The organism is Bacillus luti (assembly GCF_009739945.1).
In the GTDB taxonomy this organism is placed as follows: domain Bacteria; phylum Bacillota; class Bacilli; order Bacillales; family Bacillaceae_G; genus Bacillus_A; species Bacillus_A luti.
Map to the genome: position 1 here is coordinate 2,059,975 of NZ_CP040336.1, position 15,209 is coordinate 2,075,183.

At 35.2% G+C, this 15,209-nt stretch carries 17 protein-coding genes; 13 read left to right on the top strand and 4 right to left on the bottom strand.

What is annotated here, in order from left to right; all coding sequences use genetic code 11:
- Positions 1-16 precede the first annotated feature (16 nt).
- The 3 genes from EUC40_RS10550 to EUC40_RS10560 all read right to left on the bottom strand — a co-directional run bounded on the left by EUC40_RS10550 (position 17) and on the right by EUC40_RS10560 (position 3,008).
- On the bottom strand, positions 17-1,276 hold the full coding sequence (locus EUC40_RS10550) for a serine hydrolase domain-containing protein (RefSeq protein WP_156574933.1): 1,260 nt from the start codon (positions 1,274-1,276) through the stop codon (positions 17-19).
- A gap of 100 nt (positions 1,277-1,376) precedes the next feature.
- The gene (locus EUC40_RS10555) at positions 1,377-2,576 is read right to left on the bottom strand and encodes an MFS transporter (protein ID WP_071712268.1); all 1,200 of its coding nucleotides are present in this window, start codon (positions 2,574-2,576) and stop codon (positions 1,377-1,379) included.
- A gap of 15 nt (positions 2,577-2,591) precedes the next feature.
- The gene (locus EUC40_RS10560; protein ID WP_151627069.1) at positions 2,592-3,008 is read right to left on the bottom strand and encodes a MarR family winged helix-turn-helix transcriptional regulator; all 417 of its coding nucleotides are present in this window, start codon (positions 3,006-3,008) and stop codon (positions 2,592-2,594) included.
- A 189-nt stretch (positions 3,009-3,197) separates the two neighbouring features.
- Here EUC40_RS10560 and phaZ point away from each other — a divergent pair, with 189 nt between their 5' ends.
- The 5 genes from phaZ to EUC40_RS10585 all read left to right on the top strand — a co-directional run bounded on the left by phaZ (position 3,198) and on the right by EUC40_RS10585 (position 6,622).
- On the top strand, positions 3,198-4,100 hold the full coding sequence (gene phaZ, locus EUC40_RS10565) for an intracellular short-chain-length polyhydroxyalkanoate depolymerase (RefSeq protein WP_156574935.1): 903 nt from the start codon (positions 3,198-3,200) through the stop codon (positions 4,098-4,100).
- Between the two features lie 60 nt (positions 4,101-4,160).
- Complete coding sequence (locus EUC40_RS10570; RefSeq protein WP_156574937.1) at positions 4,161-4,388, top strand: hypothetical protein; 228 nt, start codon at positions 4,161-4,163, stop codon at positions 4,386-4,388.
- 114 nt (positions 4,389-4,502) lie between these two features.
- Complete coding sequence (locus tag EUC40_RS10575) at positions 4,503-5,699, top strand: MFS transporter (protein WP_156574939.1); 1,197 nt, start codon at positions 4,503-4,505, stop codon at positions 5,697-5,699.
- Complete coding sequence (locus EUC40_RS10580) at positions 5,683-5,883, top strand: NETI motif-containing protein (RefSeq protein WP_000166302.1); 201 nt, start codon at positions 5,683-5,685, stop codon at positions 5,881-5,883. Before EUC40_RS10575 ends, EUC40_RS10580 begins: the two co-directional genes overlap by 17 nt.
- A 280-nt stretch (positions 5,884-6,163) precedes the next feature.
- Complete coding sequence (locus EUC40_RS10585) at positions 6,164-6,622, top strand: VOC family protein (RefSeq protein WP_156574941.1); 459 nt, start codon at positions 6,164-6,166, stop codon at positions 6,620-6,622.
- A 130-nt stretch (positions 6,623-6,752) separates the two neighbouring features.
- Here the strand turns inward: EUC40_RS10585 and EUC40_RS10590 are convergent, their stop codons facing one another.
- The gene (locus EUC40_RS10590) at positions 6,753-7,835 is read right to left on the bottom strand and encodes an S-layer homology domain-containing protein (RefSeq protein ID WP_156574943.1); all 1,083 of its coding nucleotides are present in this window, start codon (positions 7,833-7,835) and stop codon (positions 6,753-6,755) included.
- 366 nt (positions 7,836-8,201) lie between these two features.
- On the opposite strand from EUC40_RS10590, the gene EUC40_RS10595 reads away from it, so the two are divergent.
- The 8 genes from EUC40_RS10595 (at position 8,202) to EUC40_RS10630 (ending at position 14,990) form a co-directional block, all read left to right on the top strand.
- Positions 8,202-8,624: a hypothetical protein gene (locus EUC40_RS10595; RefSeq protein WP_151627074.1), complete on the top strand. Its 423-nt coding sequence runs from the start codon at positions 8,202-8,204 to the stop codon at positions 8,622-8,624.
- 27 nt (positions 8,625-8,651) lie between these two features.
- Entirely contained in the window at positions 8,652-8,957 is a 306-nt protein-coding gene (locus tag EUC40_RS10600; protein ID WP_156574945.1) for a WXG100 family type VII secretion target, read from the top strand.
- A gap of 22 nt (positions 8,958-8,979) precedes the next feature.
- Entirely contained in the window at positions 8,980-9,699 is a 720-nt protein-coding gene (locus tag EUC40_RS10605) for a DUF5081 family protein (RefSeq protein ID WP_071712276.1), read from the top strand.
- Complete coding sequence (locus tag EUC40_RS10610; RefSeq protein ID WP_001198201.1) at positions 9,699-10,025, top strand: hypothetical protein; 327 nt, start codon at positions 9,699-9,701, stop codon at positions 10,023-10,025. Before EUC40_RS10605 ends, EUC40_RS10610 begins: the two co-directional genes overlap by 1 nt.
- Positions 10,026-10,057: 32 nt before the next feature.
- Entirely contained in the window at positions 10,058-11,734 is a 1,677-nt protein-coding gene (locus tag EUC40_RS10615) for a DNA/RNA non-specific endonuclease (RefSeq protein ID WP_156574947.1), read from the top strand.
- 5 nt (positions 11,735-11,739) lie between these two features.
- Positions 11,740-12,228 (top strand): antitoxin YezG family protein, encoded by a 489-nt coding sequence (locus EUC40_RS10620; protein ID WP_061663665.1) that lies wholly within the window; start codon positions 11,740-11,742, stop codon positions 12,226-12,228.
- Between the two features lie 584 nt (positions 12,229-12,812).
- A complete protein-coding gene (locus EUC40_RS10625; RefSeq protein ID WP_156574949.1) occupies positions 12,813-13,598 on the top strand; it encodes a recombinase family protein in 786 nt (261 codons plus the stop codon).
- Between the two features lie 156 nt (positions 13,599-13,754).
- Positions 13,755-14,990 (top strand): IS110 family RNA-guided transposase, encoded by a 1,236-nt coding sequence (locus tag EUC40_RS10630; protein ID WP_156574951.1) that lies wholly within the window; start codon positions 13,755-13,757, stop codon positions 14,988-14,990.
- Positions 14,991-15,209: the final 219 nt, after the last annotated feature.

Below are 15,209 nucleotides of genomic sequence, written 5' to 3' on the forward strand. Positions count from 1 at the left end.
AATAAAAAAGCTCCCACTACTGCGGAAACTTCTCTAAATGATGTGCAATATCAATATACATATTGGAGTAAACCGAATGTATTTCATTACTTGGCGTAGCGTTAGAAGAGAAGTGGACAATTACCATATTTGCTTTCGGATCGATGTAAAGTGTTTGTCCGTAACTACCTAACACTTCAAAAGCATCTTGTTCATTGTGCGGAATCCACCATTGATTATGATAAGAAATGGAAGCTCCAGGGCCAACCGCAAGTTCACCTTCTTGGACATTTTTTATATTTTCAGTAATAGAAGAAGGGAGGATTTGTTTTCCGTTGTATTCCCCGTTATTTAATAGTAATTGCCCAAATCTCGCCATATCTCTAGCAGTTGCATTTAAACCAGCGCTTGCTTGTTCTATTTTCGTTTCATCAGTAACGTAATAGGCGTTTTCTTCCATACCAATTTGAGACCATATTCGTTCGCTAACATTTTCCGCTAATGATTTATGAGTGATCGTTCGAATAACCCAAGCGAGCGTTTCTGCTGAGCCGTTATCGTAAGAAAAATCGGAACCAGGTGGTGCCGTTTCTTCTGCTTCTCGTAACATATCATAAATTTTCATCGGACCGTCGTAGTTTTTACCTCGAGGTAAAATATTGCTCGCTAAATATAATTGTGCATCTTGATTTTCTAACGCTGGATGTTCGTATCCGTGAGTAGGGTACTCTGCAGACACTTGCATGTCCATTAATTGTTGCAGCGAGGCATTTCCGAACGGTGTATTTTTTAATTCTTTTATATATGAGTCAGCTGTTTTTTCTAAGTCAATACGGTTTTCTTCAGCGAGAGATTGTATAATTGCCCCGGTAAATACTTTTGCTAATGATGCCATACCATGAGGTTCACTCTCTTTATATCCATTGAAATATCGTTCATAAACAAGTTGTCCATTATGTACAACGACGAAAGCATCTGTTTTGTTTTCATCTAAAAGTTTTTTTAGAGGCGTTGTATTTCCGAATCTACGTTCCACAGCAAAATCGTCTAAGTTTTGCAATGCAGTAGGGAAGTGGGAAATTTGATTAGGGTTATTATTTACCTCGTTAATTAAGGTGAATTCTTTCATATGTGTATACGACCAGCGTAAGTACGGATCATCTAACCAATTTTTTTTCGTCACGTTATTTTTCGATGGGATTGTTTTATTATGTTTGAAGTAAGTGAAACCGAGCCCTGTAATTACAAATATGAATGTAATTATGAGTAAGAGTAGGGGAGATTTTTTTAGTTTCATATAGGTCCCTCCTTTTTATTTCTATTATAAGTATACGCTTCTATTGAATGAAATACAAAATAAGGAAAGTAAACGGGGAAGTTTACTTTCCTTATTTATGTTAAGCGGATACTTGTCCGTCTGTACGTTGTTTCTTGAATTTTTGTTTTCGTCCGTGTAATCCATAATATAAAAGTAAAGTGAACGCAACGATAATAGCTGCGATAAAATACATATTATGATAACTTGATTTTGCAGCTACGATACCTAAAATGAAAGAACCAAAGCCAATACCACTATCAAAGAACGAGTAGTAAGTAGCTGTCGCAGAACCGCGTCGATGGTTTGGAGCGGCAGTAATTGCAATCGTTTGGAAGCTAGGAATTAATGTTCCGTAGCCTAAACCGATTAATACACCTGCGCTTAGGAACCAAAACGGGGTTTGCGCTTGACTTAAAGCGAACATTCCAATTGTGAAGATAATGATAGCTGGATAAATAAGTACATTTTCACCGAAACGATCAAAGATTTTTCCTGTAAATGGACGAGAAATTACAACAACAAGTGCGTAAACAATAAAGAAGTAACTAGCAACCTCTCCTAAACCGAGCTCTTTTGCATAAATAGGAATAAAGGATAAAATGCCACTATAAGAAAAGGCTAAAACAAATCCTGTTAGAGCGATTGGAATAGAAGAAGGTTCAATTAAGTCTTTCCAGTTCATCTTTTCTCGTTTTTGTTTGCTTACTGGTTCCTCATGAGGAATATTCACTACTAATCCTAATAAAAATGCGAGTAATGAAAATACCGAACAAACAATAAATAGTACAGTAAATGAAAAATGGGAAATAATTGTTAAACCTAAAAAAGGACCAATTACCATTGGCAGACTCATAAATACGCCGTAATAAGCAAGTGCTTCACCACGTTTATGAGCTGGTGTCACATCAGTTACAATCGTACCAGTTGCAGTAGTTGCCATCCCGAACCCAATGCCATGTAAGAAGCGAAGGGCAAGTAATAAAAATAAACTTTGCGCACCGAAATACATAACAGTAGCGGCTAAAAATAATGAAAGTGAAATAAATAATATTTTCTTTCTTCCTAAATCATCGAGCCATTTTCCTGTGAATGGTCTACATAAAACAGATGAAATAAGAAAAACAGTTGCAACTAAACCAATTTCCTCAGGTTTTCCTTTTAGGCCGTCTATTACATAGACGGGTAGAGTAGTCATAAGCATGTAAAATGTTAAAAAGAGAAATAGACTACTAAAACAAGTTCCGAGGAAATCCTTTGTCCAAAGTTTTTCACTTTGCATCGTCATCCCTCCAATTTAATCTAAGTTTTTAATAATTTGTTGTAACACTTGAAATGCTTGGTGTAAATCAGCTTCGTTAATACCTTCTAGCGTCTTTTCTTCGAAAGCATCAACTTCTTCTTGCCACACCGGAATCATATTTATCGCTGTTTCTGATAAAGAAATGAGTTTCTCACGGCGATCTTTTCCTTCTGTACGAATAATCCAACCCATCGTTTCCATACGTGTTAACGTACGAGTCATCGTTGGCGATTCAACATTTAAATACTGGCACAATTCTGTTTGGGTACAAGATCCAGTTTGATTAATGCGAAAAATTACAGCCCATTGTGCACTAAACAACCCAGTTGGAGATACGCGTTCATTAAACTTCTTCGTAAACTTTCGAGAAGTCTGGCTGACAATGTGAAAAAAATGTTGTTTTTCGTCCATATAGTTTGATCCTTTCAAATTAGTTACCTAGCTAACTATATACCTTTTTATTCTTATTGTCTAGTAATAGACATGTTGATTTATGTAAAAATTTCGTAGAGGTTTTATGTTGAGAACATACATTCTACATGGTATTCTTTAATTAAATAAAGAATTTTCTTTCTATTGAAAAGAATGGGGGAACTTGTGATGATTAAGCCTGCAACAATGGAGTTTGTTTCACTATCGAACGGAGAAACGATTGCGTATCAGGAAGTTGGAAGGCGAAATACAGAAACTCTTGTACTCATTCATGGGAACATGACGTCGTCACAACACTGGGATTTAGTCATTGAAAAACTGCAAGGTCAATATCATATTTACGCTCTTGATTTAAGAGGATTTGGAAAATCAACATATAATAAGTCGATAGATTCATTACAAGACTTTGCTGAAGATGTAAAACTATTTATCGACGGGTTAAAACTAGAGAAATTTTCATTAATGGGCTGGTCAATGGGCGGTGGTGTTGCGATGCAATTTACAGCAAATCACCCGAATTTTGTAGAAAAGTTAATTTTAGTAGAATCAGTAGGGATGAAAGGGTACCCAATCTTTAAAAAAGATATTAACGGGCAACCGATCGTCACTAGTTTATTAAAAACGAAAGAGGAAATCGCGCAAGATCCGATCCAAATTGCTCCAGTACTAGACGCGATAAAAAATATGAATAAATTATATTACCGTACAGTATGGAATCTATTAATATACACACATAATCAACCTGAACCAGATCGTTATGAAAAGTATTTAGATGATATGTTAACGCAGCGTAATTTCGTAGATGTGAATTATGCGCTTATTACATTTAATATTTCGAATGAACATAATGGAGTTGTAGAGGGAAATAAACAAATTCATCGCATTAAAGCTCCTACACTCGTCATACAAGGTGACAGAGATTACGTCGTACCGCAAGTAGTCGGTGAAGAGTTAGCGCAACATTTGCCGAATGCGGAGTTAAAGGTATTAGAAAACTGTGGTCATTCACCGTTTATTGATTGTTTAGATGTGTTTATCAAGCATGTAGAGGATTGGTTAGAACAGAAATAATCCCCGAGATGAAACGTATTGCATATACTATAACATTGTAGGTAAAAGGGGAGAATATCAATGCACCATCCAATCTTAATTGCACAGTCACCATATAATCATCATTTATATACAAAAATAATGATTGATCCGATGTATATGCAAGTTTCACAAACTATAGTTCCTATGCAAATGCCGCAGCTACTAACAGCTCATGCACATCATTACTTATATGGACCATCATTTTATGAAAATCCATATTTTAAGCATTTTCATTACAATGTGAAAGCACAAGTTTGGGAAGGATAAGAAGCTAAAAGGTTCATTCTTTTAGCTTCTTTTTTTATTGTGAATATTCGTACACGTATTTGCAGAAACAGTTTATAATGAAAAGTGGAAAGCGTGAGAAGGAGAGGGAAATGGATGTCGATGCGTTTTACTTTTTGGATTATGGTTGGGATTGTAGCAATCTCGGGTTTGTCACAAGGTATGCTCTTACCGGCCATTGCAATGATTTTTGAACAAGAAGGGGTTAGTTCTAGTATTAACGGTATTCATGCGACGGCATTATACATTGGGATATTAGTTATTTCGCCGTTTCTTGAAAAACCGATGCAGAAGTTTGGAATGAAGCCGATAATTGTTATTGGTGGGTTTCTCGTTATTATTTCATTATTCTTTTTTACTCAAACATTTTCATTTTGGGTATGGTTTATCCTTAGATTTCTAGTTGGAGTCGGAGATCATATGCTTCATGTCGGAACGCAAACGTGGATCACGACAACGTCCGATCCGAGTAAAATAGGGAGACAAGTATCGATATACGGTGTATTCTTCGGAATTGGTTTTGCCGTTGGTCCGTATTTAGCGAGCACTGTTCAGTACGGTCTTGCAACGCCGTTTATGATATCTACTATACTTTGTTTAATCGGTTGGCTTTTACTATTACCAACGAAAAATGCATTCCCAGCGCAAGATGAAAGAGAAGTGAAGAATGAATCATCATTTTCTCGTTATAAACAAGTTGTTGGATTAGGATGGATTGCGTTACTAGGACCACTTGCATATGGCGTACTGGAAGCAATGTTAAACAGTAACTTACCAGTATACGCGCTTCGAAAAGGATGGTCTGTTTCAGAAGTATCCTTCTTATTACCAGCGTTTGCAGTTGGGGGCATCATTACACAAATTCCGCTCGGTATATTAAGTGACAAATATGGAAGAGACCGTATATTAACGTGGACGTTCAGTATAAGTACGGGTATTTTCTTGCTCGCAGCCGTATTTGATCAATATTACTGGATCGTCTTTGCCTGTATGCTGTTAGCTGGTATGGTCATTGGATCGTGTTTCTCTTTAGGACTTGGATTTATGACTGATTTATTACCGAGACACTTACTACCAGCAGGTAATATATTATCTGGAATCGCCTTTAGTTTAGGAAGTATTATGGGGCCTGTATTAGGAGGCTTATTTATAGAAAAAATACAGTATACAAGCTTTTTCATTGCGGTTATGATTATAATAGGAACTCTCGCAATGTTATATATGATCTACATGAAGAATCAATTCGCATCAAGAAAAATAGAAAGTAGGTTAGGGCATGACAAAACAACCTAATAAAAAGAAATTTGAAGTACTCGAAAACGAAACAATTACAGACTGCTTAGCACGCATGGAACAAGAAGGCTACGCACCGTCTCGTCGCATGGAAGAGCCAATCTTTCATGAAGTGAAGAAAGACGGCAAAACAGAAGTAGAACCGTGCGGTAGAAAGATTGTTTTTGAGGGGAAATTGAAGTAATCCGAATAGCAAATTCTTTTTGTCGTATAGAGCCATCCAATTCATTTGAATTGGGTGGTTTTTTTACAATTCACAAAAAATAAGCTCATGCGGAAGGGGTTGCTATACAAAAATGTAAAAGTAAATTGAAAAGTCCGTAATGGACAGAATTTCGGCGCGGGGACATGAACTATAAAGACACATATTTATACCTTTGTAGGAACGAATAATTATACAAAAGTAGGATGATTTAAAACATATGTATTTGTATTATAAAAATATGAAAGGGGGTATGGATATAATGATACAAAGCATATATAAAACTCATTTACATGTAAGAAATTTAGAAAAGGCGATAAATTTCTATCAAAATAAATTAGGTTTATCATTAGCAAAAAAACTATTGAAAAGGCGAGTTGCTTTCATTTGGGTGGGAGAAAATAAAAAACAAATGCTTGGATTATGGGAAGTACATGCTAATGAAGATTTTGTGATGAAACACTTCGCTTTTCGTGTAGATTTAGAGTTTTTAAAGACTTCTAAATTGTGGTTAGAGGAGCGTGGAATAGAGGTGATAGGAAGTCAGGGGAAAGGAAATGAAGAGCCGATTGTTCAAAGGTGGATGCCAGCTGCAAGCGTATATTTTTTAGATTGTGATGGAAATAAATTAGAGTTTATTTCTATACTAGATTATGATCCAGATGAACTAGAATATGCAACGTATTTAAGTGAATGGGATGCGGAGCATCAAGAAAAATAAAGTTTAATCAGTAGGAGTTTTATAGCTTTGTATTATGTTAAATAGGTAGGAACAAAATAAAATCCCTCAAGAAAAGGCACGTTCTTGAAGGATTTTTTTATGCTATATATTTTATATTGCTTGTAACGTATTAATGATGTTCACTTTTAGATATTTCAGCGCGTTGAATATAACCATCAGAGAAGCTGAAATAAAGAGAATAGCTTCCTCGATTATATATGAAGCCTTCACTAGTCATATCCTCTCCAATTCCATCTGGTTCACCAAACCACTCTTTTAATTCATTGATAGATATATCCATTTTTGCCCATATATATCTAGCGTCCGAAGGGTACATGTCAATATTATAATCGCCGTATATTGCTATATTAGGTGCATCACATTCTGTACATGGTGCTTTTTTCAAAACATCAGGCACTCCATATTCTTTTTTTACGTCAGATAGATCTTTACCCAATGCATTTAATTTAAATGGACCAAACGTCCCATTCTCTAAAGCTGTTGTTAACATTTGTTTCATTTCTTCTTTTGAATTGATGTTGAAATTATAATCTCTATTTTTTGCTATTGAATTATATAAAAATTGTGCATACTCCTCACGTTTCACAAGCGTGTTGCCATTGTAATTACCTGCCTCATCACCGTAGGATATTCGGTTACTACGTAGCGTATTTACAAATTTATAGGCCCAATGATCTTGAGGTACATCTTTAAAGTTACTTTGGCCTTTTGATTGTAATTGAAATGCTTTTTGTAATACTACTGCCATTTCATACCGAGTTAATGCATCATCTGGACGAAAAGCACCTGTTCCATCACCTGTCATAATTCCAGCCTGTACAATAGCTTTAATATCCTTTTCAAACATATGATTTTTAATATCGTTAAACATATTGCTCTGTTCATTGTTTGCTGTTAAACCTAAATGACGAGCGATTAAAGAAGTTACCTGGCCTCTAGTAATATTATCCCCAAAACCAAATTTGCCATTTCCATATCCGTTAAAAAGTCCTGCTGCTGCTAAGTAATCAATAGCATCTTTTGACCAGTGGTCCTTTGGTACATCTGTAAATACAGTGTTCGCATTGCCAGCTACTTTATAGTTATTCGTAGTTGTTTGTGCGTTTGCTGTGCCTACCATCATTGTAGTTGCTAGTGCTGTGGTGATCACGAATCCGAAAATTTTTTTAGCTTTGCTTGTTTTCTTGCCCATTAGCGAAAGCCTCCCCAGTTTAATTTAACTTTATTAAACATACGTATTACACATATACATCTAATACAATTAAATGTATACATCGAAATTATAACATGTTAATGATGATCATTTGTCATTCATTTCCTTAATGTGGATAAAATTTCAATAATCTATATAAAACTATAATTTTTAGATGATAAATATTCATTGCTATTTAATTGAAGAAAAATACGAAAGCTTTTTATAAAATATGGAAATGTTAAAATTGCTTTGATAAAATAGCGATATGTAAAAATAATTATTTGTTAATTCTTAATGTAATGAATATTCATGTTTAAATATATGAATTTAACTACATAGTTATTGTGCTAAAGGGGGAGAAAGATGTTAGATGAATTGTACAATGCTTTTTTAAATGCGTCGGGTTTTACAGAAAGCGCGAGGAAACGAGATCGGTATGATGATTTACATGATTATTTAAAAGATAAAGAAAGAGAGTTACAACAATTAATTCAAGATGCTGAATCAGCAAAGAGAGAGTATGAGAGTAAAAGTAATGGTTTAGAAGCTAATAAAATTCCGGCAGTTGAATTTGAACAAAAACGTCATGAAAAGGATGAAGAATTAAATACATTAGTATCCTATTTTAAAAGTGCATTAAGCGATGTTGGATCTGCAAAAGGTACAGCTTATGCAAAGTATTTGGAATATAAAGCGAAAGCAGAATCTGAGAAAGCGTCAGCATACGCTGCTGCGACCAAGGCTTTTGAAGAAAAGAAAAAGGAACTTGAAAATCTTATCCATTAAGCATACAAAGAATGTGGGGGAACTAACATGAGTGGTAAAGAGGTTGAAATTATAGGAAGTAACACTGCAAGTGCCATTTCTTACGCACAAAACATTGAAAATGGTATGAAGGATTCTTTAAACCAAGCGAAAGACTTAAAAGCATATGTCACAGGTGCGAAATGGAATGGAAAAACGAGAGATGCTTTTTTAAGTTATCTTGATTTGATCATTCAATATAATTCAGAAATGGTAGAGGCATTTGAAGGGCATACGAAAGCTTTGAAAGAGTTAGATAAAAGTATTCAAACGTACGGAGATAGATCGGAAGTAAGGGAAATAAAACAACTGTGATGGAGAAATGAGGGATAAAAGAATGGGGAAAGAAATGAGTTTTGCACCTGCTGAATTATATGTTCTCGCAGGTGCAGCTGGAGTTACAGATATATTTGGATTGCCGAATCGTGACGTAATTATTTTACTTGATGAAGAATGTGTCACGAAAGCAACTACGAGTTTAAAAGAAAAAGGCTTACTTACAAGTGAAAACGGAATTACCCCTGCAGCTTTTCAAATGATTGAACTATTAAAGGAATATGAGAATTGTCACGAATATACGAGAATTAATAACTTGTTAATTGGCTTTTTGAAAGAGGATAAAGACCGAGTGGCTGTATTAACAGAAATAGAGCCAAATAAAAAATACGAAATCGACTACATACCAAAACCGGACGTATATTTTTCCTTATTAACACGCATTCCTTTCTTATTGAGAGAACCGAGGGAAATAGAAGATACATTTTTCTCAAAGAGAATGACAGAGGCAGAACAACAAACATTTGAGGGAAAAGATTTATCAAATAAAGACGTTATAGCGATAGAAACGTATACGAGGCCTCGAAGTAATAGAGAAGGAAAATGGGAATGTTTCTTATATTTCACTGAAGAAGAAGATTTCGTTCAAATAGATGTAGATCGTAATCGATATGACTGGGTGAGCCTCTATGCGGTTAATAAGAAATTGTATGACGTGTTAAAAATGCCATATAAAAAATTAATTGACCCGAGACAATTCTCGTTAGGAGGTATTCAATAATGCAAGTATCAATGGGAGATAGTGGTTCTGGTGGTGGAGAAGAAGTATTAGTTAATTTTCAAGAACTACTTGATATAGTAATGAAGTTAGAAAATATATATAAAATCCATGTAGACGTCATTGGAACGAATATTGAGAGTTTATTAAGCTGTGATTTTTATCAAAAAGGTGAAGCGATGAGAGTAATTGAAAAATATCCTGATATATTACACAAAACACTAGAATTGGCTGAACACTATTCTAGGTCAGCGACAGTTGTAGGAAATGTATGTGTAGAAATGCTTGAAAAGGACGAACAATTACGTGAAATATTAAGTAAGTTGTAGAAATCACCATACGGCTGGGGGATGAAAACGAGATGGATGTGAAATATAGACCTGAACCATGGCAAAACATGGGAGATGGTATGAATCGAATTACAAAAGATGCACTCATGAAAGTAAGGGAAGCGAATGTATTATTAAAAAGTATTGATGGAAGAATACGAGATTTAGACTCGGATGGTAGCATACATTTTAATCCTAAAGATCAATCGCAAAAAATCAGGGAATTACTTGATAGTTATACGACATTACAAAAATATTGCGGAGAAGCAGGGCGAGTAGTCTCTGAACATATAGATAAACCTTTTTTAGTAGAAATGGATAAATTTGCTCAAAAAATGAGAGATACATCTATTCTCAGTTTTGAAACAAATAACCGAATTGGCTCTACAACAACGACAGTATTACCAGGTGCGCATGCGGGCTACGGAAGTGTACCACAAACAATACAGAAGAAGAAAGATAAAATAACAGTAGAAGATATTTTTAAAGATTCACCCGCATTTGATAACGTACTGAGAGCGGAGTACAAAGAACTAAAAAAACAAAACCCAGATGCAAAACTAAATTATGAAGAATACAAGAAAGTAGTCCCATCCACACGAGGATTCGAATACAAATCGATAGAAGATGAACAGAAAAAACTAGAAATGGTGCGAGACATAGGAATAGGCGTAGGAATCATCATCACAACAATCCTTTGCCCACCACTCGGGGCCGCTGCCGCAGTAGTATACGGCGCTGTACAAATAAAAAGTGGTATCGACGGAGAAGACTGGGGAACACATAGGAAATTGAGCCAAGAAGAGCGGGTAGGAAACATTATTTTTGGCGGATTAGACGCAATCCCAGTTGTTGGAGCAGTAGGAAAAGGAGTAAAAGCATTCAAAGGCACGAATGAATTAGCTGATTTAGCGAAATTATTAAAATTCAAAGAAGGAATCCCTGGTTTCAATCCAAATTTGGGTGGAAATGTGGTACAATCGCTTAAGGAAAATAAGACTTTAAAGAATGCGCTAGATGCTATGAAAAATACTCCTATTCCAGTAGCAGTTAGGATGGTGGATACTGGAATAGGAATGAAGCTTCCTTATATAGAATCTTCAACTGTTGGAGAAGTAGCCGGAAAGTTTTCAAAGGCAAGTACGGCAGCTAAGGATGACGCTTATCAACTTGCTAAGGGTACGGGTAATCCTCCTAAGATAACGGAAATACAAGAGGGGGACCTTGGGAAGCACATTATTAAAGGGAAAAATGGAAGAAAAGAACTGGCACCAAACGTGCGTTATGTTACCGAGGATGGTTATAAATATACAACAGATGAGCTTGGTAGAATAGTAGATGTTGAGGCAGGAGAATTAATACTTCAAAAAGGAAAACGAAACAAAGGAATGCAAGTGGCAGCAGGCCGTGAAGATAGGTTACCTGATGATGATGGTGGCCACTTGATAGGAACTCAATTCCATGGTTCTGGAGATATAGATAATTTGATTGCTCAAAATAGACAAATTAATCGCTCTGGTGGAGAGTGGTATAATATGGAGCAAGAGTGGGCTAATGCGTTAGGTGGAAAGCCTCCTAAAAAAGTAACAGTAAAGATTGAACCAGTTTATCAAGGAACGTCACTAAGACCAAATTATTTTGAAATAGTTTATGAAATAGAAGGAAAAGGGATATTTGAGAAAACGATTAGAAATCGCGCAGGAGGTTGATTAAAGTGGAAAAAGAAATGAACAAGTTGTATAGAGAAATAGCTGAAACGGTTAATGAAATGATTCCAGAAGAATGGGAGAAATTTTATTTTTATGCTCAGATATCGGAAACTGGAGGGGGGACGTACTTTTTTTATAATACACCTGAAAATAGACAATGCTTTAATTATAGTGTGAAAATCCCATTTAACTATGCTATTGATAAAGAAGAATTTAAAAAAAATAAAAGAAAGCTGTTTGAGTTGAGCGACGAACTAAGAAATGTTTTTAAAGATAATCAGCAAGAACTTTGGTATTCCTTTACAATGACTCTTGAGAGTAGTGGGAAATTTAAGATGCATTATGATTATACAAATTGGTTCGATACAGAATATGGTTTTAGTGACCAAATGATTATTTGGAAAAATAAATACTTAGGAGAAGTACCAAATGATAGAGAATATAAAGCGTTAATCGATAAATATCATAGTGAATTTCCGAATAATCCTATTTAACTAAATGAAAGACAGAAAAAATAATAGGGCGTTTGAAAATAAATACTCCATGATGGTTGTACCATCATAGAGTGTTATGTGCAATGATAGAATAGAAAATAAAGTACGAGCTTAGGCGAGATGACATTTTACCGAGCGATAAATATAACACATGGAATGTATATTAAACTAACAAGCTCGTACAAACTCGTAAGTTTTAATATAGTATTTGTCATGATGTACAAAAGGCGTCATACTGTTACTACAAAACTTACAAATTTACGCTACTTAAAAACATATGAACTTAAAGCACTTGATTGTCAATTAAAAGCAACAAGTGCTTTTTTGCGTTTTAGCGTAGAAATTTAAAAGAGCACTATAATTTTATAAGTGCATTAAGTGTTAAATTTTTATTGTTGTTTTATAGACTGTAGTGGCTGTGAACAGTGTACGACGATAGTAGAGGAAAAAATAAAGGGTTGTGTTACTTTTTGAAGTCATCGTAAAGTACGTTTTAACGGATGGACGTTATGCACACATGTTATCCGCAAAAAACGGGTAAACGTTACAGGGACTTTAATTGCTGTAACGGGAAGGGACTTAATATGGAAGAAAAAGTAGTTGGTTATGTACGAGTTTCAACAGAAGGACAAGTACGTGAAGGGTATAGCCTAACGTATCAAGTAGAAGAAATTGAACGGTACTGCATTGAAAATAAGCTACAGCTGCTTCACATATACGAAGATAAAGGAATTAGCGGAGCAACAGTAGATGAAGATGGATTAACAGTTGAACGTGAAGGCTTACAAGAATTACTGTCAGATATGACGTGTCATCAAGTAAGCAAAGTTATTGTACTAAATACATCTCGGTTATGGCGCTCTGATATGGCAAAAGTGTTAATACAAAGAGAACTAAAGAAATATGAGGTAGATGTGAAGGCAATTGAACAACCAAATTACAGTATATATGCACATGAGCCAAATGACTTTTTAGTAAATGGCATGTTAGAGCTATTAGACCAATACCAACGTCTTGAAATTGCATTAAAGCTAAGTAGAGGCAGAAAGAAAAAAGCAGAACAAGGTGGATATGCGGGGGGCGGTGTGATGTTTGGTTATAGAGTAAAGAAAGGACAAAAAGTGTTAGAGGTAGATGCGGAGAAAGCGATAGTTGTACGTAGACTATTTGAATTAAGACAATTTTTTAAACATTGGTCGCTAACTCAATTGGCAGAACGACTAAATAGGGAAGGGTATTGTACTGAGAAAGGAAAGTTGTTTACGAAAGTGCAAGTGAAACGTATGTTAGACCGAGAGAACTTTTATCGAGGGGTATATACATACGGGCAAATACAAACAAATGGGAAACATCCAGCAATTATTTTATAAACTCACTTAAAAAATTAGCTCATTTTACTATACATACTACTAGAGTTATGAAAAATGGATAGGCTTGCGTACCTATGCGCATCGGAAGATGAACGCTCGAACTAAGGTTGCCGACATTTTTATATATGACTAAATCATTGAATAGAGGGATGAGTTATGCATAATAGACAGAACTATTTGTATGTAGGAGTAGATTTACATAAGGAGCAGCATACGGCTGTTATTATTAATTGTTGGCAAGAAAAATTAGGAGAAATACAATTTGATAATAAACCATCTGCATTTTCGAAGTTTTTATTAGAAGTAGAGACATATGTTAGTGATGATTTATCAGTTGTATTTGGTTTAGAGGATGTTGGTGGTTACGGAAGAGCGTTAGCGAAATATTTAGTAGATCATGAACAAGTAGTGAAAGAAGTAAATCCAGCTTTATCATTTTTAGAGCGAAAAAGCCATGTGACGACACAAAAAAGTGATAGTTGGGATGCGGAATGTGTAGCACGCATATTGGTAAACAAATTTAATCAATTGCCAGATGCAAAGCCAAACGATTTATTTTGGTCGATACAACAATTGGTTTCAAGAAGGAATGCATTAGTAAAAGCACAAAGTGCATTAAAGAACCAATTACATATTCAATTAAACCATCATTATCCAAGCTATAAAAAGTTTTTCTCAGAGTTAGATGGGAAAACAGCATTAGCGTTTTGGCAGCAATATCCGTCACCCTCTTGTTTAGAGGGGACGAATATAAAGCAATTAACAGCTTTTTTATTAGATGTTAGCAACAATACATGTTCGGTAAAGAAAGCAAGCGAAATATTAAGGCTTGTAAAAGAAGATGGACAAACAATGAAAGAGTATCAAGAAATGCGAAACTTTTTAGTAAGAAGTATTGTACGGGAGATTGAGTTTAAAAAGAAGGAAATGAAATACATCGAAAGAGAATTAAAACAGCTAGTAAATCTACTAGATTATCAATTAGAGACGATGCCAGGAATAGAACTTGTGACGGCATCAGCATTAATAGCTGAGATAGGAGATATAAGACGATTTCCAAATGCCAATAAATTAGCACGATTTGCGGGGATTGCGCCTGTTTACTTTGGTTCTGGTGGGAAAGGTAAGACACATAAAAGCAAACAAGGAAACAGGGCGTTACACGCTTTATTTTATAATTTAGCAGTACAGCAAGTGCAAGTAGCAAAAGGCAGTAAGATGCCACGAAATCCAGTGTTTCATGTGTACTATCAGAAGAAACTAAAAGAAGGAAAAACAAAGGGACAAGCATTGGTATGTATTATGAGAAGGCTTGTAAACATTGTATATGGCATGATGAAATATAAAACAGCTTATGAGTTGCCAGTAGTGGAAGAAAAAGAAGTAGTTTAATAAGGGTTTACATGGTTTGCTTTTTTATTGTGAGGGTTTAAGATTACAACATAGGGTACGGGTGAAGTTGGCACACCACCTCGATATGGTGATAGGCAAATATCAGACGAAGAATATGATATGTTAAGAAGTCAGACACCAACACAGAAATTGAGAGATAAAGTAAATGAGGGCCATGATAAAAAATCAGTAATCCAAGATGAGGCCATTCCTGGGAAA